This is a genomic window from Xanthomonas sp. NCPPB 2866, assembly GCF_041475745.2.
GTDB classification, from domain to species: domain Bacteria; phylum Pseudomonadota; class Gammaproteobacteria; order Xanthomonadales; family Xanthomonadaceae; genus Xanthomonas; species Xanthomonas arboricola.
Map to the genome: position 1 here is coordinate 3,617,409 of NZ_CM192975.1, position 22,742 is coordinate 3,640,150.

Below are 22,742 nucleotides of genomic sequence, written 5' to 3' on the forward strand. Positions count from 1 at the left end.
CGGAGCGTTCCTCATTGCCAATCGGTGGACGGTTTTTCCCAGAGGTTGACGCCACCCTCGACCGCAAAGCGGTCGATCTCGGCCAACTCGTCCGCACTGAACCCGGGCGTCTGCAAGGCCGCGACGTTTTCGATCAACTGCTCCGGGCGGCTGGCGCCCAGCAATGCCGAGCTCACCCGCGGGTCGCGCAGCACCCAGGCCAGGGCCAGCTGCGCCAGGCTCTGCCCACGCCGCTGCGCGATCGCATCCAGCCCACGTGCGCGCTGCAGGTTGGCCTCGGACAGATGTTCCGGCCGCAGCGAGTCACCACCGGGACGATTCACGCGCGCATCGCCGGGGACGCCATTGAGGTACTTGCCGGTCAACAGGCCCTGCGCCAGTGGCGTGAATGCAATCACCCCGGCACCGACCTCGTCGGTCGCATCGAACAGCTCGTGCTCGGCCCAGCGATTGAACAGGTTGTAGGCCGGCTGGTGGATCAGCAGCGGCACCTTCCACTCGCGCAGCAACGCGGCGATCTCGCGCGTGCGCGCCGCCGAATACGACGACACGCCCACATACAGCGCCTTGCCCTGCTGCACTGCGCTGGCTAATGCGCCGGCGGTCTCTTCCAGCGGCGTGTCCGCATCGAAGCGGTGCGAGTAGAAGATGTCCACGTAGTCCACGCCCAGCCGCTGCAGGCTCTGATCCAGGCTGGACAGCAGGTATTTGCGCGAACTGCCGCCCTGCCCGTACGGACCCGGCCACATGTCCCAGCCGGCCTTGGTGGAGAGGATCAATTCATCGCGATACGGCTTGAAGTCTTCACGCAGCAGGCGGCCGAAGTTGATTTCCGCGCTGCCATACGGCGGGCCGTAGTTGTTGGCCAGATCGAAATGGGTGATGCCCAGATCGAAGGCGGTCCGCAGCAATGCGCGCTGCGTGTCGATCGGTGTGCTGTCGCCGAAGTTGTGCCACAGGCCCAGCGACAGCGCAGGCAGGACAAGGCCGCTGCGGCCGACACGGCGGTAGGCGATACGGTCGTAACGATCGGGATGTGCGAGATAGGTCATCAGGGTATCCGGTGAGTCAGCGTGCGCTGAAGCGATTGACGGGGCGTGCCAGCCCCAGATGATCGCGCAGGGTGCGCCCTGCATATTCACGCCGGAACAGTCCACGCCGCTGCAGCTCGGGCACCACGTGCGTGGCCACATCGGCCAGGCCGCCGGGCAGATGCGGCACCAGCACGTTGAAACCGTCCGCGGCCCCGCCTTCGAACCAGGCCTGCAGCTCGTCGGCAATCTGTGTCGGCGTGCCGATCAGGCTGTAGTGCCCGCGTCCGCCTGCGATGCGCCGACCGAGCTGGGCAATGCTCAGCTGCTCCTGTCCGGCCAGCTCGGTGAACAACTGCTGGCGGCTGCGCTGGCCGGTTTCGGTGAGCGGCAATTCCGGCAACGGGCCATCGGGCGGATAGCCGGACAGGTCGAAGTTGCCCAGCATGCGCGACAGCAGCGCGATGCCGACCTCCGGCTCCACCAACTCCTGGAACTGCGCAAACTTGTCCTGCGCCTCGGCCTGGCTCTGCCCGACCACGATGAACACACCCGGCATCACTTTCAACGCATCGCGCGCGCGCCCGAACTGTTCCAGCCGCCCCTTGATGTCGGCATAGAACGCCTGCGCCTTGGCCAGCGACGATTGCGCGGTGAACACCACCTCGGCGGTTTCCGCAGCCAGCGCGCGCCCGGGCTCGGACGAGCCGGCCTGCACCAGCACCGGATGCCCCTGCGGCGCACGCGCGATGTTGAGCGGGCCGCGGACCTGGAAGTGCGCGCCGCGATGATCCAGCACATGCAGCCGCGCCGGATCGTAGTGCACGCCTGCAGCGGTGTCGGCGATGAAGGCATCGTCGTCCCAGCTGTCCCACAGCCCCGCGACCACCTGCTGGAATTCGCGCGCCCGCGCATAGCGCTCCGCATGCACGTAATGCGCGTCGCGGTTGAAGTTCAATGCTTCGTCGGCGGCATCGGAGGTGACCAGATTCCAGCCGGCACGCCCACCGGACAGATGATCCAGCGAGGCGAACTTGCGCGCCACGTGATACGGCTCGTTGTAGCTGGTGGTCATGGTGGCGATCAGGCCGATGCGCTCGCTCACCACCGCCAACGCACTCAGCAGCGTGAGCGGTTCGAACAGGCTGGAACGCGCCATCCGCGACGCCACCGGCCCACCAGCTGCAGCCAGGCTGTCGGCGACAAACACCGCATCGAACTTGGCGGCTTCGGCGATGCGCACCATCTCGCGATAATGGTCGAACACCAGCGGGTCGGCACTGGCCTGCGGGTGCCGCCATGCGGCCACGTGATGGCCGGTGGCCATCAGGAACGCACCGAGCGAGAGCTGTCGTGCAGCGCTCATGGCAGCCCACCGTGCGGTGCGCCTGCATTGCTCGAATCAGCATCGAAGAACATCACGGACATCGTCAAAAATCCTTGTGCAGTTGCAGCCCGACATAGCGCTGGTCGTCGCGCGGCACCAGCCGGAACACGTTGCCGGTGGCATTGGCCAGCAGCGGGGCGTATGAGCGGTCGCCGAGATTGCGGCCGAGCACCGCCACCCGCCAGCCATGCACATCGTCGGCCAGTGCGATGCTGGCATTCCAGATCGCGTACGGGCCCTGGATGGTCTGCGGGGTCTGGCTGAGGTCGTACTGCACGCTGTCCTGCCAGCTCACGTCGCCATTGAATTCCAGCGCCAGGCTGCCGCGCAACGGCACCCGGTAACCGGCGCGCAGATTGCCCTTCCAGTCCGGCGAAAACGGCAACGGCCGGCCGTCGACATTGCAGTTGGCCGCCGCTGCGGTGGGGCAGGCAAACCGTTGGATGCGCGCCTGCGTGTAGGCCAGCGAGGCGGCCAGGCTGAGCCGCTCGGTGGGCCGGTAGTCCAGATCCAGTTCCAGGCCCTGCGTGCGCACCTGCCCGGCGTTGATCAGGCGCGTCACCACCTGCCCGGCCACGGTGTCGAAGAAGTTAGCCTGATAGTTGGCGTAGTCGGTATGGAACAGCGCCACGTTCGCACTGAGGCGATCGTCCAGGGCGCGCGCCTTCAGGCCCAGCTCCCAGGCATTGGAGGTCTCCGGTTTCAGCGCCGGCGTATCGCGCGGCTGCATGTTGAAGAACACGTTGTAGGCGGGGCCCTTGTAGCCGCGCGAATAGGTCAGGTAACCGGTGGTCCGCGCGTCGAAATCGTATTGCAGGCCGGTGCGGCCGGACACGCCGTTTTCTGCGGTGCTGCCGCTGCTTGCGGTGGACGGCTGGATGCCGGTGACTGCGGTTGCCGAGCTGGACAGGCGCTGATGCTGGTAGTCGAGCGTGTCGCGGGTGAAGCGCGCGCCCAGCAGCGCGCGCAGATCCGGGCGCCAATGCCAGGTGGCCTCGCCGAAGGCGGCATAGGTTTTCGCGCGGGTGGCGTAATCGGCCACGCCCACGTTGCTGGCGGTGGGCGTCGTCACCGTGCGGCGGTAGGTTTCGTCATTGCGCGCATGCAGGTAATACAGCCCGGCGACCGCCTCCACCGCACGATCGCGCGGGGTCTGGATGCGCAACTCCTGCGAATACTGCGTGTAGCCCAGGTCGCCACGGTCGTGCGAGGACGGAAACGCCGCGCTGCGTTGCGCGGTGCGATCGCCATCCTGAAACTGGGTGTTGTCCCATTGCCGCCACGCGCTGATCGAGGTCAGCAGCGCATCGCCGAGCTGCTGGTCCAGCTGCAGCGAGGCGCCCTTGTTGATGTCGTCCAGATACGTGCGGTAATCGCTGTTGATCTGGCGGTTGTCGTCCCTGGCGACGACCGGTGCCAGCGCCGCGGCGAAGTCGGCGCGCGTGCTGTCCACCACCACACCGCTGGGCGCGTCGCTGTGCGATTGCAGGTAGTCGGCCAGCAGCGTCGCGTTCAAGCCAGGGTTCGGGCTCAGGTCCAGCCGCAAGCGCGCGCCGGCGCGCCGGTAGCCGTTGACGGTCTGGCCGTCGGCCACGTTGCGCACGTTGCCGCCGTACTCGGCCCACAATGCCGACACGCTGGCCTTGAGCAGCTCCGGCACCAGCGTGCCGCCGACACTGGCACGCACGCGGTCTTCGTCGCCGCCACCGAAGTGCGAGTAATCCACATAGCCGCCGAACAGCTCCGGCGCCGGCCTGCTGACGATATTGAGCACGCCGGCGGAGGCGTTCTTGCCGAACAAGGTGCCCTGTGGCCCGCGCAGGACCTCGATGCGCTCGACATCGAGCAGGTCCAGCGTGGCCTGGCCCGGACGCCCCAGCACCACGCCGTCGATCACCGTCGCCACGCTGGGCTCGACCCCTGGCGAGGTGGAGATGGTGCCCACGCCACGCAGGAACAACGAGGTGTCCTTGTTGGAGGCACCGTTGCGAAAGCTCAGGCTGGGCACCAGCGCCGGCAGGTCGGCCACGCTGTTGCGGTTTTCGCGCTCCAGCGTCTCGCCCTGCACCACCGACACCGCCACCGGCACCTGCTGCAAGGTGGTTTCGCGACGCGTGGCGGTCACGGTGACCGCGCCCAGGGTCTGCGCGGCGTGCTCCGGCGTCGCAGCAGCCTCGCTCACTTCATCGGCCAGCACCGGCGCACATGCCCACACCAGACTCCACGCCAGCACCTGCGGCCTGGCCAACCATCTCGAAGCAGCGAGGATCCTTGCAGGGGTCCGGTGTCGCGCAGGCATGTACGTCCTTTCGTGGCGTCGGCTGTCGTGCAGCAGCGTGGGGAGATTTCTTGCGAATTGGCCAGCGCCATGCATGCACGGCGACCCGGCCGCAGTGCAGACCGACACGGCGCTGCAACGCAGTAGCGCATGCTGTTTGCAGCGGCCGCGAGCGTCAAATAACCAATGTTTAGGTGGTTATTCACTCACGCGCCGCCGCGTGTCGACCGTCCGTGCCCAGCGCTCGCCAAGACCATCGCTGCACGACACCAGGCCAATGGCGATAATGGGCCCATGGATGCACCCAAGCCCTGGCACCTCTATCTGCTGCTGTGTCGCAACGGCAGCTATTACGCCGGCATCACCAACGATCTGGAGCGGCGCTTCCAGGCGCATCAGCGCGGCACCGGCGCGCGCTATACCCGTGCAAACCCGCCGCTGGAGCTGCTTGCCAGCCATCCGTATGCGGACCGCGCCGCCGCCTCGCGCGCAGAGTGGCAGCTCAAGCAGCAACCGCGGGCGCGCAAGCTGGCCTGGTTGCTGGCGCAACCGCACGACGATATCGGGTCACAGCCCGCTGACGCTTCGCTCACGCCCGCCTAGCCGCGCGGTTTCTACGCTGTAGCGCCATCGATCGCGGAGCAGCGCATGCACTATCAGCTCTATTACTGGACCGGCCTGCAAGGCCGCGGCGAATTCGTCCGGCTCGCACTGGAAGACGCCGGCGCCGACTACACCGACGTGGCGCGCGTCGAAGGCGATGAGGTGATGAATGCCTTTCTGGAAGGCCACCAGGCCGGCGCGCAGCCGTTCGCACCACCCTTCCTCAGGGCCGGCGACACGGTGGTTGCGCAGGTGGCGGCGATCCTGCATGTCATCGGACCGCAACTGCAGCTGGTGCCGGATTCGGACGCACAGCGCATCCAGGCATTGCAGTTGCAGCTGACCATCGCCGATCTGGTGGCCGAGGTGCACGACAGCCATCATCCTATTGCCACTGGGCTGTATTACGAAGACCAGAAAGCCGAGGCAGCAAAGCGCGCCAAGGATCTACGCGACAACCGCCTGCCCAAGTTCCTGGGCCACTTCGAGCAGGTGCTGCAACAGGCCGGCGGCACGCATGTGCTTGGCACGCATTCCTATGTGGATCTGTCGTTGTTCCAGCTGATCAGCGGGCTGGAATACATGTTCCCCAAGCGCATGAAGACACTGTCAGCCGATCTTCCCGGCCTGAAGGCCTTGCAGGAGCGCGTGGCCGCCCGCCCACGCATCGCGGCCTATCTCGCCTCCGAACGACGCGTGGCGTTCAATACCAACGGCATCTTCCGCCACTATCCGGAGCTGGATGCGGCGTAAGCGATGGCGGCGTGTGATGCACCGCGTGCCGCCGAAGTTGCGTTGTTTCCCTGCTGGGCTGGCGCACGACGCTGCATCCATGCATGCAAGGCCGCATTCGGGCGGCCTTCTCCTCACGTCATCACACGCTGCGTCAGCGTCCCTGCAGCAACGCCGTCCGGATCCGCTGCAACTGCGCCTTCACTGCAGCCGCTTGCGCTGGCCCCAACCGCAGCAGCGCTTTTTGACCGACCGACAGCGACTCCAACGCGGGATCGACAAAACGATAACGGCCACGCTCGTCGCGCTGCACCTTGATCGGCTGTACCGGGTCGGGCGTGCGCAGCAGATGATCGATCACGTCGATCACGCGGTCGTTGAAGTAGCGGTCCGGCGCGCCCAGGTCGGCATAGGCCTGCTGGAACAGCGGATAGAAACGCGCATAACTGCGCACCAGCGCCTGCGCATCCACCTGGGTGAACGCCGCCACATAAGGCGCATACCGCGCCGCATTGGCCTGATCGATCACCACACTGCCGCTGGCATCGGACACTGCCAACTCGCCCGCCACCGGCTGCAGCACCGAGGCGCGACGGCTGATGCTGGGCTGGGTGAGATTGTCGATCATCACCACCACGCGTTCGATCAGGTGCTTGCGCAGCACGATCGACAAGGCGCCATCGTCCTGCACCAACTCCACCAAGGCCTGCCACGCAGCGGCATCGCTCTGTGCCAGCGCAGGAATCGCGGCGTCGGCGGCATCGGCCGAGGGCTGCTGCACCGGATGGCGCGGCCCGGCCGGTGCCGGCGGCGCGGGGGTCACCGCCGCTGCCACGGCGCTGGCGGTCTGGCTGATCGGCGCAGGCAATGCGCCCGGTGCAGTGGGTGACCCGCTGAATAGCCACCAGGCGGCGCCAGCCACCACCGGCACCGCCAGCAGCCACGGCCAACGCGAAGACTTGGATTGCATCGTGGAACTCCTTACATCGACGACATCCATGGTGTGACAACGAGATATCGCGGTGGTTCCATCGATGTGCGGCGATGACGCCATCAAGCAGGCCATGTGCATCGCAAAAGAGCGATTGGCACGCGAGGATGCCTGTCTCTGGCAGCCCTCGTGGCTCTGCCCGCAACCATGCACACCGACCATCTCGACGGGGCCTTGCCCGCTCACCGTCGCGGGACCTTACGCGGCATGGATGCCGCGTAAGAGCCTACATGGACGTACTTGCGGCGTGTCCTGCGATGGTGGGCGGGCAAGGGTCCTGCAGCCAAGCCGCACATCGTCTGCTCTACAGTCGACGCATTCGCACCGCTCAATACCTTCCAAGGCGACCAAGCGCTTGAGCTTCAGCAGCACCTGGACGTTCCAAAGCCGAGTTGGTCGGGGTGCGCGGTGCCCTCACCGCTTGCGGGACACGCCGTGAATCCGTCCGTGGAGGCTCCTTGGCGGCATCCATGCCGCCAAGGGTCCCGCAACCGGCAAGGACACCGCGCCAGAGAGTTAGTCGGCCGCTTGAAAGCTTGTCGCTTGGCTTGCGGCAGCAGATGAGACGTTTGTAGGTTGCGTGTTGAAAGCCCGTCTGCTGCTCGGGTTGCGATGGAAAAAATGCTGAAAGGTTGATCGAACACACGGTGATCCGAACAACGCACACTATGCTTTGCTTGCAACCAAACCACCGACCATCTCGACAGGTCCTTGCCGGCCCACCGTCGCGGGACCTTACGCGGCATGGATGCCGCGTAAGAGCCTACATGGAAGTACTTGCGGCGTGTCCTGCGATGGTGGGCCGGCAAGGGCCCCGCAGCCAAGCGGCAGATCAGCCGCTCTGCAGCTGATACATCGACGTCGTCCAGTCCTTTGGAGCACAGCACCAAAAGCAATCTCGTGAAAAGCCGCTTGTCGCGCGTGTGTCGGACGTCGAGTATCGAACAACGCGCATCACGCACTGCTCTTACCGTGCACACAGACCATCTCCACTGGTCCTTGCCCGCCCACCGTCGCGGGACCTTACGCGGCATGGATGCCGCGTAAGAGCCTACATGGACGTACTTGCGGCGCGTCCTGCGAGGGTGGGCGGGCAAGGGCCCTGCAGCCAGGCCACAGATCGCATGCTCCAGCTCTGGTTTGGCTTTGGCTCTCGCTCACCCACATCGCCAACGCTCGAACCAGAACGCCAAGCGTTGCCGCATCAAACGACAACGCCGCCCGCCCGATGGCCGCGAGTGGCGATGTCCGCCGCTCTCAGCTTGCGAAATCCAGCCGCGCATTCACCCAGGCCGCCACGATGGCGGCGGCCGCCTGCTCGGCCTGCTTCGCAGGCAGGCGCTTCTCGCGCACCAGCCATGCGGCCGTGTCGGCGCGCACCTTCGGCAGTAACGCGCGCACGGCCTTGCGCTGTGCCGCCGGCCAGTCGCTGTCTTCCCCGGTCCAGGCGGCAATCGCCTTGTCCGGATCCTCGCCGTAGCGCTTGCGCAATGCCGGAGTCAGGTAGAGCAATGGCGATACCGACGCGCGTAACGCGATGATTTTCCACTCGGCGTAACTGGCGTAGCGAATGGTGCCGGCGTCCTTGCTCAGGGCCTCGATCAACCCGTCGAAGCCGGCATCCAGCTGCTTCCAGCTGGCCAATGCAAACAGACCGCCCGGCGGCTCGCAGATCGGCGCGAACCCGTCGCGTGTCGAGCCATACAGCGACCCGAACGCCTCATACGCCGGCTCGCCCACTGCAGCAAAGATGAAGCAATGCACGTAAGGACGATGATCGCTGTTGTCGCGTTCGATCCACATCCGCAGCAATGTCAGCACGCGTTCCTGCGCCTGCATGGCGGGCATGCCATCCACATCGTCGAGCAAGGATGCGGCGAAGTCGTCGACCTTGCGCAGCGCCTTGCGCGCACTTTCAAACCGCGCACTCGCCAGCGTCGCATCCACGCCCGCGGCGGGGACAAACTGATGCAGATACGCCAGCCACGCCGAAGCCAGCGGCGTGTCGTAGCCCTGCAGCTGGCGCGCGGCGTCGGCAGGCGCAGTGGGAATCAAGGCGATGATGCGATCCAGCGCCTGTTGCTGCGCAACGAGCGCCTTGGCCAGCACATCGGCCCTGGCCGTCACTGTGCGTTGCAGGCAGTCGTCCAGTTTGGCGTCCTGCGCGCAGGCATTGCGCTGCCGCAGCCAGGCGCGTTGCTGATCACGCACGCCTGCAACCGCGCTACGCGGCGTGGTGTCCAGCAGCGCCCGATAGGACTCGTCCAGCTGATCGTCCAGATTGTCCAGCGCCGGCACCGCGCACAGCCGTTTTTCGACCGCCGTGCCGGCCTGCTTGCAATCGAACGACGCCGCCCAGGCACCGCCGGCGTCAAGCAATAGTGCGCCACCGATGATCACGCGCAACACGCTGGAGCAGGATGTCATTGCACTGCCTCCTTGCGTGCGGGCAGCAGCGAGAGCAGCAGCAGGGTCACCGCCAGCGCGACATAGGCACCCACGAACTGCCAGCTGATCACGCGCGCCAGGCCGTGCAGCGACCATGGCAGATAGATGCCGCCGCGCGGGTCCACCGAATGGATCAGGCCGAACAGCGTCAGCCCCGCGGCCACCAGCAGGAACACCGCGCCACGGCGCAGCCGGCCATCGATCATCGCCGCCACGGCGGCGATCCACAGCATCGCGGTGATGATGAAGCCATTGCCCAACGCGAAGATCACCGCCAGCTCCGGCAGGCCATGCCCATCGAGTTTGGTGGTGAGTGCGATCAGTTGATCGGGCGCAATCCAGCCCGGTGCCTTGATGGTCAGCAGGTAGGCCACCGATGGCAGAAAGCCCAGCACCATCGCACCGGCATGCTGCCTGGGCGTGGCCTGGAACGCCTGCGTGGTGATGTCGATCGACACGTACACGATGATCGGCGCCAGCACCGCCAGCGGCAGCCATTGCACCAAGCCGGAGATCACACCGAGCATGCCGCCGATCCCGACGAACAGGCCAGTCAGCAGCGTGTAACCGGAGCGCGCGCCCATGTGCTTGTAGGCCGGCTGGCCGATGTAGGGCGTGGTCTGCGCCACCCCGCCGCAGACGCCTGCGACCAGCGTCGCCAGGGCTTCCACCAGCAGGATGTCGCGGGTGCGGTAGTCATCGCCCGCAGCGCGTGCGCTCTCGCTGACATTGATGCCGCCCACCACCATCAACAGGCCGAACGGCAGCAGCAGCGGCAGGTACGCCAGCGTGGCGGGCAGGCCGTCGATGAAGCCCAGGTTCGGCAGCGGCAACACGATCTGCGGCGGCGTCCATTCCGGCACCGCGAAGCCCGGTGCACCCAGGCCGGCCAGTCCCAGCCCGTAATACAACGCAGTGCCGATCACGAATGCCACCAGCACGCCAGGCAACTTGGTCGGCAACCGGCCCTTGGCCAGCAGCACGTACAGCAGCAAACCCAGGGTGACGAAGCCGGCCACCGGCGAACGCAGGGTTTCCAGCAGCGGCAGCAAGCCCATCAACACCAGCGCGATACCGGCGATGGAACCCAGCAAGGCCGCGCGCGGCAGCGCGCGCGTGACCGCCTCGCCGACGAACGACAGCACCAGCTTGAGCAGGCCCATCACCACCAGCGCGGCCATGCCGAGTTTCCAGGTGGCGATGGCAGCCGCCTGCGGGTCCAGCCCCTGTGCCTTGAAGCCGACGAATGCCGGGCCCAGCACCAACAGCGCCATGCCGATGCTGGTCGGCGCATCCAGGCCCAGCGGCATCGCGGTGACGTCGTCGCGCCCGGTGCGTGCAGCCAGCCGCCGCGCCATCAAGGTGTAGAGCAGGTTGCCCACCAGCACGCCGAACGCGGTGCCGGGAAACATGCGCCCGAACACCACCTCGGCCGGGAACTGGAACATCCCGACCAACGCCATCGCGATGAAACCAAGGATGGAGAGATTGTCGACGACCAGGCCGAAGAAGCCATTGAGGTCGCCGGCGACGAACCAGCGCGGCGATGCCGCAGTACGCGAGGAAGGGGCCGACATGGGAGCCAGGAAGCGTGGGGATCGCCCGATGGTAGCCGCTGCTCCGCACGTGCGACAGCGGCGCGGTGGATCAGAGCGTGTCGCCGCGATTGCGCCGGTCTGTTCCATGCCAGGCGGCTGCGTGGCGGAACGGCCCTACTTCATCGCCGCAGCAACCTCGATCCAGCCGACGATGTCGCCACGGCCGGCACTGCGATAGCGCACCTGCACGCGCGTGGCATCGGCGCTGACATCCAGCGCGTCGGCCCGATCGCCCTGCACCAGATAGCGCTTGGTGCCGGTCGCCGTAGGGGTGGCGTAGAGCGGCAGACGCGCCACCTGCACGCGCAGCTGGACCGGCATCGGCGCGTCCAGGGTGGTGCCGATCTCGCTTGAAACCTTCGCCCCGCGCGCGTCGTAACTGGGCCACACCGAGAGCGGCATGCCATCGCCGGTGCCTGGATCCAGCAAGGTCTGGATGTCGGGCGAGGCGATCGGCTGCTGCGTCCTGGCCACATACAACCGCCCATCGGCCGCGTAGCGATACACATCGGCGTACCACATCGGCCCGCTGCGGCAGGAGCTGGTCAGGCTGCGCTGCTGCTTGTCGGGCGTCAGATTGAAGAAGCCCTCGCACTGCACTGCCGGGCGCGTGGGCGCGGTCAGCGCACGAAAGCGCCGTTGCGCCGGATCGAATACAAAGACCAGCACCGCTTCGTTGACCTGGCCGAGCATCGCCGACACCGCAAGATCCGGATGTCCGTCGAAGTTGTAGTCGCCGCTGTCCACACCGGCGCCGCCTTCGCCCTCGTCCAGGTTCGCGTCGAACCATTGCTCCTTGCCGCCCGGGCCCAACACCACATGCAGGCGCGCGCCGACCAGTGTGGCGGTCGCCTGCGTGTTTGCGTCCAGCGACACCTGCACGCTGGGGTCGCGCGCAAAGCACGCAAACGACAGCCCGCCCAGTGCGGCGAACAGCAGCTTGCGTGCAGCGCTCACGCGCAGCCTGTGCGGATGTTCAAGCCGCATGGTCGCCAGACTCAGAACGACACCTCCACCGCCTGCCGCGACCACAGCACCGACTGGTGGCCGGTGGCCTGCTTCCAGGCCAGGCGGATCGCCTCGATGTCGTTGCGCCGCTGCGGGGTGTCCTCGTGCAGGATCACCAGCACCTTGGTGCCCAGCCGGTTCGGCTCCTTGGCGCCGCGGAACAGCCACTGGCCATAGGCGTCGAACACGGTCAGGCCGTCGGGAAAGCGCGGGGTCACTTCCTTGTCCAGAAATGCGCGCCATTGGGTTTCGTCGATGGTGCGGGTCTGCGGGCGATCGGCCGGGCCGGTTTCCTCGCCCACCCCGAAGTACAGCTCGCTGCGCACCCAGCCGCGCGCCGCCGCCGGCCGCGCCGCATCGCCCTGCAGGCTGGCAGTGGTCGGGCCCGGCGCGCCGCCGGGGGTGGTGCAGGCGGACAGCGCCAGCATGGCGGCAAGCAGGCAGGACGGCAGCAACTTCATCGACTTCTCCACAACGGGTACGTTTACGACGGATCGGGGGCGGGCTCATGCAGGGCCGGCATCAGCTGATGCCGGCGTGCGGGCACTGTGCCATCTCGCACGCGCCTGAACAACGCGATAATATCTCTCCATCCGGATGAATGTGGACGATCCGAACCCCCTTTGCGCCCCTGCCCGGCCGGATGCCGTCCGCGCGGCGCGTTCGCAGTTGCTGTCGCAGGAGAGAGAGATGACCCGCCCCACCCTTTCGGCTATCGGCCTGGCCGTGGCCGCCGTGTTGAGCGCCAACGCCCAGGCCCAGCAGGCCGCCCCCGGCGCCACCACGCTGGACACCGTGATCGTCACCGGCACCCGCGCCAGCGACCGCACCGTGCTGGAATCGACCGTGCCGGTGGACGTGCTCACCGCCGAGGACATCCGCAAGGCCGGCGTGGTCAACGGCGAGCTGGGCAGCGCGCTGCAGGCGCTGCTGCCCTCGTTCAACTTCCCGCGCCAGTCCAACTCCGGTGGTGCCGACCATATCCGCGCCGCGCAGCTGCGTGGGCTCTCGCCCGACCAGGTGCTGGTGCTGGTCAACGGCAAGCGCCGCCACACCTCGGCGCTGGTCAATACCGACAGCAAGATCGGCAAGGGCACCACGCCGGTGGATTTCAATTCCATCCCGATCAACGCGATCAAGCGCATCGAAGTGCTGCGCGACGGTGCCGGCGCGCAGTACGGCTCGGACGCGATCGCCGGCGTCATCAACGTGATCCTGGACGACAACCCGGAGCGTGGCGAGCTGGAAGCCAGCTTCGGCGCCTACAACACCGACGTGGAGCCGATCAATCGCCGCGTCACCGATGGCCAGACCAGCTACGCCAGCGCCAAGGTCGGCAGCCTGCTCGGCGATGACGGCGGCTTCTTCAAGGTCGGCCTGGAGCTGAAGAATCGCGAGGCGACCAACCGCGCCGGCTTCGACCAGATCCCGTCGTTCGAGGAGCAGACCCCGGCCAACCTGGCGCTGGCCGGCAAGCGCAATTACGTGCTCGGCGATGGCGCCACCAAGGGCCTGAATGCCTGGCTCAACACCAAGGTGCCCTTCAGTGCCACCGGCGAGTTCTACGCCTTCGGCACTTACAACCAGCGCGACACCGAAGGCGCCAATTACTTCCGTTACCCGGATGGCAGCGCCAACTGGCGTGAGATCTATCCCAACGGCTACCGTCCGATTTCCGAAGGCGAGAACCGCGACCTGCAGGTCGTCGCCGGCGCGCGTGGGCAGCTCGGCAGCTGGGACTACGACGCCAGCGTCAACTACGGCCGCAACGACTTCACCTACCGGCTGCGCAACTCGCTCAACGCCTCGCTCGGCCCAGGCAGCACCACCCGCTTCAAGACCGGCGATTTCGCCTTTGCGCAGACCGTGGGCAACTTGGATCTGACCCGCGTGTTCGATGCGGCCGGCGCCACCCACACCTTCGGCACCGGTGCCGAATTCCGCCGCGAGCAGTACCGCACCCATGCCGGCGACCCGGCCAGCTATGCGGCCGGCCCGTTCACCGATCGTCCCACCGGCTCGCAGGCCGGCGGTGGGCTGACCCCGCAGGACGAGGCCGACCTGTCGCGCAACGTGGCCAGCGCCTATGCCAACGTGTCCAGCCAGTTCGGCGACAAGTTCTCCACCGACCTGGCCGGCCGTTACGAGCATTACCAGGATTTCGGCAGCCAGTGGACCGGCAAGCTGGCCGCGCGCTATGCCTTCGCCCCGGCGTTCGCGCTGCGCGGCGCGGTCTCCAACAACGTGCGTGCACCCTCGCTCAGCCAGATCGGCTACGAAGCCACGTCCACCGGTTATGACGCCGCCGGCCGCCTGACCCAGGGCCGCCTGCTGTCGGTCAACAACCCGATCGCACGCGCGCTCGGTGCCACCGACCTGAAGCCGGAAAAGTCGCTCAATTACAGCCTGGGCTTCACCAGCCAGCTGGGCGATCACTTCGACCTGTCGCTGGACTTCTTCCAGATCGATATCGACGACCGCATCGCGCTGTCCGAAGACATCACCGGCACCACGCTGACCGACTTCGTGCAGCAGAACTTCGCCGTCGCCGGCGTGCAGAGCGCCAGCTATTTCCTCAACGCCGCCGACACCCGCACCCGCGGCGCCGAGCTGGTCGGCAACTGGCGCCAGTACGCCTTCGGCGGCGACCTGCTGCTGACCGGCACCTACAGCTACGCCAAGACCGAGTTGAAGAACGTCATCGGCACCCCGGCGCAGCTGCTCGCGCTGGACCCGGACTACGTGCTGTTCGGTGTCGAGGAGAGCAACACGCTCACCGATGCCGCACCACGCACGCGCGCCGCGCTGGCCGCCAACTGGAACAACGAACACTGGAACCTGCAGACCCGGGTCAATCGCTACGGCAGCGCCACGCGCGTGTTCGACTTCGGCGGCGGTTTCGTGCCACGCCAGACCTATGGCGCGGAATGGCAGCTGGACCTGGAAGCCGAGTACCACCTGGGCACGCAGTGGACGCTGGCAATCGGCGGCCAGAACATTCTCGACAACTATTCGGACCGCTCCATCGACGACATCGCCTACTTCGGCAACCTGCCCTACGACGTGCTCTCGCCGATCGGCAGCAATGGCGCGTATTGGTATGGGCGGGTGCGCTACTCGTTCTGACGCCGGGATGGATGGATTGGGGATTCGGGATTGGCAAGGGCGGCGCATCGCCAATCCCCACTCCCGAATCCCCACTCCCCGCCGTTGCATAACCTGAATATCACATCGCCTTGCGCACACTAGCGCGATGGCAGACGTGCACTCCCCCCTTCCGTCGCCGCCATTGCTGGACGATGCCTGCGCATTGTTTCTGGACGTGGACGGTACCCTCATCGACTTCGCCGACAGCCCCGAGGCTGTGCGGCTCCTGCCCGAGGTCCGCGCGGCCATCGGCCAGCTAAGTGACCGCCTGCATGGCGCCGTGGCACTGGTCAGCGGCCGACCGCTGTCGCAACTGGACGCCTTGTTCGCGCCATTGTTGCTTCCGGCCGCCGGCCTGCACGGACACGAACTGCGTAGCGACACCGCCGCACGTGCGGCGATGCCGCAGGACACCTCCGAGTGGCTGCATGGCCTGCATCAGCGTGCCGCCGCACTCACGCACCGGCACCCCGGCGTGCTGGTCGAAGACAAGGGCGTCAGCGTCGCGCTGCATTGGCGCGCACAGCCGCTGGCCGGCCCCGACGTGCTCGCCTTTGCGCAGCAGGAAATCGCCCAGCTTTCCGGGTACCGCCTGCAACCGGGCGACCACGTGGTCGAATTCGTCCCCGAAGGCAGCAACAAGGGTTTGGCGGTCGAACAGCTGATGCAGCAGGGCGCATTCGCCGGCCGCACGCCGGTGTTCGTCGGCGACGACCTCACCGACGAATTCGGTTTCGAAGCAGCCAATCGCCTCGGCGGCTGGAGCGTGCTAGTCGGCGATCGCGCCGAAACCAGCGCGCGCTTCCGCGTTGATGGCACCGCCGACGTGCATGCGTGGCTGCAACGCAACGCGCGCCAGGCCTGAGCGCGGCGCGCCTTCCCCTCTTCTCTTCAAAAGGATCGTTCGCACTCCATGACCGAGCCAAACCTGGATCTGGGCGTCATCGGCAACTGCAGTTTTGGGGCATTGGTCGATCGGCAGGCACGCGTGGTGTGGAGTTGCCTGCCGGCATTCGACGGCGACCCGGCGTTCTGTTCGCTGCTCTCGCCCAAGCGCGAAGGCGGCGACTTTGCGGTGGAGCTGGAGGACTTCGCCAGCAGCGAGCAACACTACCTGCCCAATACCGCAGTGCTGCGCACCGTGTTGCGCGACCACCACGGCGGCGAAGTGGAAGTCATCGACTTCGCACCGCGCTGGCGCAACAACGGGCGCTTCTACCGGCCTGTCAGCATCATCCGGCAGATCCGCCCGCTCGCAGGCAACCCGCGCATCATCGTGCGCGCCCGCCCGCTGGCCGACTGGGGCGGGCGCAGCCCGGAAACCACCTGGGGCAGCAATCACATCCGCTGGGTGCTGCCCGAATTCACCCTGCGTCTGACCACCGACGTGCCGGTACGCTTCGTGCGCGACGGCCTGCCGTTCGTACTCAGCCACCCGGTCAACCTGGTGCTGGGCGTGGACGAATCGCTGACCCGCTCGCTCACCGGCTACGTGCAGGAAGCGCAGGAACGCACCGAAGAATACTGGCGCGAATGGGTGCGCTACCTGTCGATTCCGCTCGACTGGCAGGAAGCGGTGATCCGCAGCGCAATCACGCTCAAACTGTGCCAGTACGAAGACAGCGGCGCCATCATCGCGGCGATGACCACCTCGATCCCGGAAGCGCCGAACACTCCGCGCAACTGGGATTACCGCTATTGCTGGCTGCGCGACGCCGCATTCGTGGTGCGTGCGCTGAATCGCCTGGGCGCCACCCGCACGATGGAGCAGTTCATCGGCTACATCTTCAACATCGCCACCGCCGACGGCACCATGCAGCCGCTGTATGGCATCGGTTTCGAATCGCAGCTGGAAGAGCACGAATTCGAAACGATGGAGGGCTACCGCGGCATGGGCCCGGTACGCCGCGGCAACCTGGCCTGGATCCAGCAGCAGCACGATGTCTACGGCAGCGTGGTGCTGGCCTCCACCCAGCTGTTCTTCGATCTGCGCCTGAAGGACCAGGGCGATGCGGACACCTTCCGCCGCCTGGAGCCGCTGGGCGAGCGCGCCTTCGCGCTGCACAACGTCCCCGATGCCGGCCTGTGGGAATTCCGCGGCCGCGCCGAAGTGCATACCTACACCGCTGCGATGTGCTGGGCTGCCTGCGATCGCCTCTCCAAGATCGCCGACCGGCTGGTGCTGCCCGAGCGCAGCGTGTACTGGCGCGAGCGCGCCGACACCATCCGCGAACGCGTGCTAGACGAGGCCTGGAGCGAAGAACGCGGCCATTTCACCGATACGCTGGGCGGTCATCGCCTGGACGCATCGCTGTTGCTGCTGGCCGATATCGGCATCGTCGCCAACGACGACAGCCGCTTCGTGCGCACGGTCGAAGCGGTTGGCCGCGTGCTCAAGCATGGCGATGCGCTGTATCGCTACATCGCACCGGATGACTTCGGTGAGCCGGAAACCAGCTTCACCATCTGCACGTTCTGGTACATCGACGCGCTGGCCGCGATCGGTCGCAAGGAGGAGGCGCGTGAATTGTTCGAACGTATCCTCTCGCGCCGCAATCACCTCGGCTTGCTGTCGGAGGACCTATCGTTTGAAGACGGCGAAGCCTGGGGGAATTTCCCCCAGACCTATTCGCATGTGGGCTTGATCATCGCAGCGATGCGCTTGTCGCGGAGCTGGCAGGAGGCGTCATGAGTCGTTTGGTGGTGGTATCCAACCGCGTTGCAGTGCCCGGCGAAAACCGCGCCGGCGGGCTGGCGGTTGGTCTGTTGGCTGCGCTCAAGGAGCGCGGCGGTGTGTGGTTCGGCTGGAGCGGCAAGACCGTCCGCGGCGACAGCGGCGGCATGCACGAGCAGACCGAGGGCGACATCAAGTTCGTCACCATGGACCTCAACAAGCGCGACATCGATTCGTACTACAACGGGTTCGCCAATCGCACGCTGTGGCCGCTGCTGCACTTCCGCCTGGACCTGGTCGATTACGACCGCGCCACCCGCGAAGGCTATATGCGCGTCAACCGGCTGTTCGCCGAAAAGCTGGCGCCGTTGTTGAAGGACAGCGACACGCTGTGGATCCACGATTACCACATGATTCCGCTGGGCGCGATGCTGCGCGAGCTGGGTGTGGGCTGCAAGATGGGCTTCTTCCTGCACGTGCCGATGCCCTCGGCCGACCTGATGCAGGCAATGCCCGATCACGCGCGCTTGTTCAGCACGTTCTATGCGTACGACCTGGTCGGCTTCCAGACCCAGCGCGATGCCGAGCGCTTCAAGGCCTATGTGCGTCTGTTCGGCGGTGGCCGCATTCTTGAAGGCGACATCGTCGAAGGCCCCGGCGGGCGTCGCTTCAGTGCCGCGGCGTTCCCGATCGGGATCGATACCGACCTGATCGCCAACCAGGCCAAGGCCTCGGTCGGCAAGCAGGCGGTGCGCGACCTGCGCGAAAGCCTGCGCGGCCGGCAACTGGCGATCGGCGTGGACCGGCTGGATTATTCCAAGGGCCTGCCGGAACGCTTCCAGGGCTTCGAGCGCTATCTGGAGCGTTATCCGGACCAATCCGGCAGCCTGACCTATCTGCAGATCGCGCCGGTATCGCGCGGCGACGTCAATGAGTATCGCCAGTTGCGCGGGCAGCTGGAACAGATCGCCGGCCACATCAACGGTGGACATGCCGAGCCGGATTGGACGCCGCTGCGCTACGTCAATCAGAACTTCAGCCATGCGACGTTGACCGGTTTTTATCGCGCGGCCTCGGTTGGCCTGGTCACGCCACTGCGCGATGGCATGAACCTGGTCGCCAAGGAATTCGTGGCGGCGCAGGATCCGCAGAATCCGGGCGTCTTGGTGCTGTCGTTGCTGGCCGGTGCAGCGGACGAAATGAAAGAGGCACTGCTGGTCAATCCGCACGATCTGGACGGCGTGGCCGACGCGATCGCCACTGCGGCAAGCATGCCGCTGGCAACCCGCATCGAACGCTGGAGCGCGATGATGGATCATCTGCGCAAGAACAACATCAATCACTGGCGCCAGCGCTACCTGCAGGCGCTTGCAGATATCTGAATCAGGTTTCCGCAAGCTGTCAGCACCATGCTGTTGGCAAACAGAAGCGCTGCGCACCGGCAGCGCCCCCCTTCTCCCCTCGGGAGAAGGTGCCCGAAGGGCGGATGAGAGTACGCGTGTACGTACAAGTGGACGTGCGCGTACAAGGGGAAATGTCCGAAGCGCAAAGTCCAGCTTCTACGAATCCCAACTCCCGAATGCCAAATCCCCGCCTCACCGTTTGAGTCAATAACTCAATAGAACTACTGCAGGATCCTGCATTTGTCGCCACATGCGAATGCACCCAACACCGCCTGACACCCACAGCAATCTTCAGCCGCATCGAATTTGAGTAATTCCAGCGCCTCAACCGCATGGCCTGGAACGTTGGTTCTCATTCCGTCACGGACACACGCGTCATTGCGGTCTAAAATATCTGCATGAGTAGCGCTGAGGACCCTGGGAGGGGCTGCGCGTTCATATCCGGACGTTCTGCTTTAGGACGTTTTTGTTGGATCCAAGGCCGCCCTTTGCCAGCCTGTGATCTTGCTCCCTCCACGACTCGCCACCGCCTGCCGGTGCCTGGTCCTTCCTGACATCTCAAAATGACTGATCAATCCTCAAAACGTGGACTAGGCACCTGGTTGCTGGTGGTCTATGCCGTGGTGATCGCCGTGCTCGGTGCGGTGCTTGCCTACGAGGGCGGCCGCCTGGTCGCCGTCGGTGGCTCCTGGTATTACCTGCTGGCGGGCATCGGCCTGTTCCTGGCCGGCGTGTTGCTGGCACTGGGCAAGCGTGCCGGCCTGTGGCTGTTCGGCGCCACGCTGGCGGCCACCATCGCCTGGGCGCTGTGGGAAGTGGGCCTGGATGGCTGGGGCCTAGTCCCGCGTCTGGCCTGGATGTCGGTGCTGGGGCTGGTGCTGCTGCCGTTCTGGGGCGTGGCCCGTCGCCGCATGCAGCCGCTGTCGGGACTGGGCTATGTGCTGGTGACCGGCGTGCTGCCGATCCTGGGCGCGACGCTGATCCTGTGGCCGCTGCTGGTGCCGCGCAATGTCGAACTGGCCGATGACTCCAAGCTGCCGGCCGAGAACGCGACGCCGTTCAGCCGCGCCAACGTGCCCAGCCCGGACGGCAACGTTGCGGCCAATCACGATGCCAGCAACTGGACCTCGTACGCCGGCTCCAACCTGTCCAACCACTACACCCCCGGTGCGCAGATCACCCCGGAGAACGCCAAGAACCTGAAGGTGGCCTGGGAGTTCCATACCGGCGATCTGAAGCCGGCCGGCTCCAAGCTGGGCTACGCTTTCCAGAACACCCCGCTCAAGGTCGGCGAGCTGCTCTACATCTGCACCCCGACCCAGAAGGTGATCGCGGTGGAAGCGGCCAACGGCAAGGAGCGCTGGCGCTTCGACCCGCAGACCAATCCGAAGGCGATGGCCGGCGTTGCCGCCACCACCTGCCGCGGCGTGTCGTACTACCAGGCGCCGCAAGGCACCGCCGAGTGCCCGACGCGGATCTTCTGGCCGATGGTCGATGGCCGCCTCGGCGCGCTGGACGCGCAGACCGGCAAGCTGTGCACCAGCTTCGGCAACAACGGCTTTGTCGATCTCAACGCCGGCACCGGTAACACCAAGCCGGGCTTCGTCGGCCCGACCTCGCCGCCGGTGGTAATGCGCGGCGTGGTGATCCAGCCCACCGGCCAGGTGCGCGACGGCCAGGAAGGCGATGCGCCGTCGGGCGTGGTGCGCGGCTTCGATGCGCTCACCGGCCAGCTGCGTTGGGCCTGGGACCTGGGCAACCCGGCGATCACCGCCGAGCCGCCGGCCGGGCAGACCTATACCCGTTCCACCCCGAACGTGTGGTCGCTGATGGCCGCCGACGACGAACTGGGCCTGGTGTATCTGCCGACCGGCAATGCCTCGGGCGATTTCTTCGGCAAGGGCCGTACCCCGCAGGATGAGGAATACACCGCCTCGCTGGTTGCCGTGGATGCGGCCACCGGCAAGGAGCGTTGGCACTTCCGCACCGTCAACCACGACCTGTGGGATTACGACATCGGCCCGCAGCCGAACCTGGTCGATTGGCCGGTCGCCAGCGGTGGCACCCGTCCTGCGGTGATCCAGGCCACCAAGTCCGGCCAGGTGTTCGTGCTGGACCGCGCCACCGGTGCGCCGCTCATGCCGGTCAAGCAGATCGCCGTGCCGCAGGGCACCGATCACGGCGACTGGACCGCGGCCACCCAGCCGATCTCGCCGGGCATGCCCAATACCGTGGGCGCACCGAGCCGCGAGTACGAAACCATCGTCGAATCCGACGCCTGGGGCATGACCCCGTTCGACCAGCTGGCCTGCCGCATCCAGTTCAAGCAGCTGCGCTACGAAGGCATGTTCACCCCGCCGACCCTGCAGGGCTCGCTGGCCTTTACCGGCAACCACGGCGGCATCAACTGGGGCGGCGTCTCGGTCGATCTGCAGCGCGGCATCATGGTGATGAACAGCAATCGCCTGCCCTACACCCTGCAGGTCTACACCCGCGAAAAGATGAATGAGCTGGGCGTGGTGTCGGTGTTCGACGGCAAGAGCAAGACGCCCGGCTACATGGCACAGAAGGGCCTGGCCTACGGCGCCCGCAAGGAGCCGTGGATGTCGCCGCTCAACACGCCGTGCGTGGCACCGCCGTGGGGCTACATCTCCGGCGTGGACCTGCGCACCCAGCAGGTGCTCTGGCGGCGTCCGCTGGGCACCGGTTACGACCAGGGCCCGATGGGCATCCCGTCCAAGACCAAGTTCGAGATCGGCACGCCTAACAACAGCGGCTCGCTGGCCACCGCCGGCGGCGTGACCTTCATCGGCGCGACCCTGGACGACTTCATGCGCGGCTTCGACACCCGCACCGGCAAGCAGGTCTGGGAGACCCGCGTGCCGGCCGGCCCGCAGGCCGCCCCGCTGAGCTACACCATCGACGGCAAGCAGTACATCGTGGCCGCCGTGGGTGGGCACGACCGCATGGAAACCAAGTCGGGCGACAGCGTGATCGCCTGGGCGCTGCCGGATGACGCGGGCGCCAAGCCGGCGAAGTAAGCCGGTGTAACGTCAGCTAGTTGGGCATCGATAGACCGGTCATCGTGAGATGGCCGGTTTTTTTTTAGGGGAATTGGGAATCGGGATTCGGGAATGGGAAAAGCGCTTTTCTATCGTCTTTCAGGGCTGGGCTGGATTGATGGCGCGCCCGATACCCCAATCCCCACCCCCGATTCCCCGCGCTTCGATGCGTGTTCGTCGCGTTGCACCGATGGCGCCGCTGGCCAGTCTTGGTGGCGTGCATGCGATAGGACTACACGGCGTCGAGGTCTACGAAGTGTTTACGGAGCCTGCCGATATTTCACGTGAAATTTACAATTGCAAGGCCGGTATCCGGCTGCAAATCACGGTTCGGCAGCACATCGGGCAGCGCTGAAACCGCTTCCAAATCAACTACATCG

16 protein-coding genes are annotated in these 22,742 nt (G+C 66.2%); 8 read left to right on the forward strand and 8 right to left on the reverse strand.

Going from position 1 to position 22,742, the window contains the following annotated elements; genetic code table 11:
- Positions 1 to 11: 11 nt before the first annotated feature.
- From mgrA to ACCQ04_RS15430, 3 genes are all read right to left on the reverse strand, one after another.
- Complete coding sequence (gene mgrA / locus ACCQ04_RS15420) at positions 12 to 1,052, reverse strand: L-glyceraldehyde 3-phosphate reductase (protein ID WP_065032706.1); 1,041 nt, start codon at positions 1,050 to 1,052, stop codon at positions 12 to 14.
- 16 nt (positions 1,053 to 1,068) lie between these two features.
- Positions 1,069 to 2,397, reverse strand: a complete 1,329-nt coding sequence (locus ACCQ04_RS15425) for an LLM class flavin-dependent oxidoreductase (RefSeq protein ID WP_126966277.1) — start codon at positions 2,395 to 2,397, stop codon at positions 1,069 to 1,071.
- A gap of 64 nt (positions 2,398 to 2,461) precedes the next feature.
- A complete protein-coding gene (locus ACCQ04_RS15430) occupies positions 2,462 to 4,717 on the reverse strand; it encodes a TonB-dependent receptor (protein WP_226427334.1) in 2,256 nt (751 codons plus the stop codon).
- Positions 4,718 to 4,990: 273 nt separating this feature from the next.
- Between ACCQ04_RS15430 and ACCQ04_RS15435 the strand changes: the two genes are divergently transcribed.
- Together ACCQ04_RS15435 and ACCQ04_RS15440 are read left to right on the forward strand one after the other, a co-directional pair.
- Entirely contained in the window at positions 4,991 to 5,299 is a 309-nt protein-coding gene (locus tag ACCQ04_RS15435) for a GIY-YIG nuclease family protein (protein ID WP_047129181.1), read from the forward strand.
- 45 nt (positions 5,300 to 5,344) lie between these two features.
- The gene (locus tag ACCQ04_RS15440) at positions 5,345 to 6,052 is read left to right on the forward strand and encodes a glutathione S-transferase (protein WP_184456727.1); all 708 of its coding nucleotides are present in this window, start codon (positions 5,345 to 5,347) and stop codon (positions 6,050 to 6,052) included.
- Between the two features lie 133 nt (positions 6,053 to 6,185).
- Here ACCQ04_RS15440 and ACCQ04_RS15445 read toward each other — a convergent pair whose 3' ends face one another.
- The 5 genes from ACCQ04_RS15445 to ACCQ04_RS15465 all read right to left on the reverse strand — a co-directional run bounded on the left by ACCQ04_RS15445 (position 6,186) and on the right by ACCQ04_RS15465 (position 12,537).
- Entirely contained in the window at positions 6,186 to 7,001 is an 816-nt protein-coding gene (locus ACCQ04_RS15445; RefSeq protein ID WP_065032709.1) for a DUF3014 domain-containing protein, read from the reverse strand.
- Between the two features lie 1,278 nt (positions 7,002 to 8,279).
- Positions 8,280 to 9,449, reverse strand: coding sequence for a lysozyme inhibitor LprI family protein (locus tag ACCQ04_RS15450; protein ID WP_226427335.1), 1,170 nt, complete (start codon positions 9,447 to 9,449; stop codon positions 8,280 to 8,282).
- Positions 9,446 to 11,047, reverse strand: a complete 1,602-nt coding sequence (locus tag ACCQ04_RS15455; protein ID WP_102255988.1) for a SulP family inorganic anion transporter — start codon at positions 11,045 to 11,047, stop codon at positions 9,446 to 9,448. The genes ACCQ04_RS15450 and ACCQ04_RS15455 overlap by 4 nt, the downstream gene beginning before the upstream one ends.
- Before the next feature lie 135 nt (positions 11,048 to 11,182).
- Positions 11,183 to 12,055, reverse strand: a complete 873-nt coding sequence (locus ACCQ04_RS15460; protein ID WP_226427336.1) for an FG-GAP repeat protein — start codon at positions 12,053 to 12,055, stop codon at positions 11,183 to 11,185.
- Positions 12,056 to 12,066: 11 nt separating this feature from the next.
- Positions 12,067 to 12,537, reverse strand: coding sequence for a DUF3574 domain-containing protein (locus ACCQ04_RS15465; protein WP_226427337.1), 471 nt, complete (start codon positions 12,535 to 12,537; stop codon positions 12,067 to 12,069).
- Positions 12,538 to 12,766: 229 nt separating this feature from the next.
- Here ACCQ04_RS15465 and ACCQ04_RS15470 point away from each other — a divergent pair, with 229 nt between their 5' ends.
- The 6 genes from ACCQ04_RS15470 (at position 12,767) to ACCQ04_RS15495 (ending at position 22,717) form a co-directional block, all read left to right on the forward strand.
- Positions 12,767 to 15,202: a TonB-dependent receptor plug domain-containing protein gene (locus ACCQ04_RS15470; protein WP_039525848.1), complete on the forward strand. Its 2,436-nt coding sequence runs from the start codon at positions 12,767 to 12,769 to the stop codon at positions 15,200 to 15,202.
- Positions 15,203 to 15,329: 127 nt separating this feature from the next.
- Positions 15,330 to 16,088, forward strand: a complete 759-nt coding sequence (gene otsB, locus ACCQ04_RS15475) for a trehalose-phosphatase (protein WP_226427338.1) — start codon at positions 15,330 to 15,332, stop codon at positions 16,086 to 16,088.
- A gap of 48 nt (positions 16,089 to 16,136) precedes the next feature.
- Positions 16,137 to 17,915, forward strand: a complete 1,779-nt coding sequence (locus ACCQ04_RS15480; RefSeq protein ID WP_372358555.1) for a glycoside hydrolase family 15 protein — start codon at positions 16,137 to 16,139, stop codon at positions 17,913 to 17,915.
- On the forward strand, positions 17,912 to 19,279 hold the full coding sequence (gene otsA / locus ACCQ04_RS15485) for an alpha,alpha-trehalose-phosphate synthase (UDP-forming) (protein WP_047127075.1): 1,368 nt from the start codon (positions 17,912 to 17,914) through the stop codon (positions 19,277 to 19,279). Before ACCQ04_RS15480 ends, otsA begins: the two co-directional genes overlap by 4 nt.
- 623 nt (positions 19,280 to 19,902) lie before the next feature.
- Positions 19,903 to 22,341 (forward strand): glucose/quinate/shikimate family membrane-bound PQQ-dependent dehydrogenase, encoded by a 2,439-nt coding sequence (locus ACCQ04_RS15490; protein ID WP_226427566.1) that lies wholly within the window; start codon positions 19,903 to 19,905, stop codon positions 22,339 to 22,341.
- A gap of 49 nt (positions 22,342 to 22,390) precedes the next feature.
- Entirely contained in the window at positions 22,391 to 22,717 is a 327-nt protein-coding gene (locus ACCQ04_RS15495; RefSeq protein ID WP_226427339.1) for a hypothetical protein, read from the forward strand.
- The last annotated feature ends 25 nt before the right edge of the window (positions 22,718 to 22,742 follow it).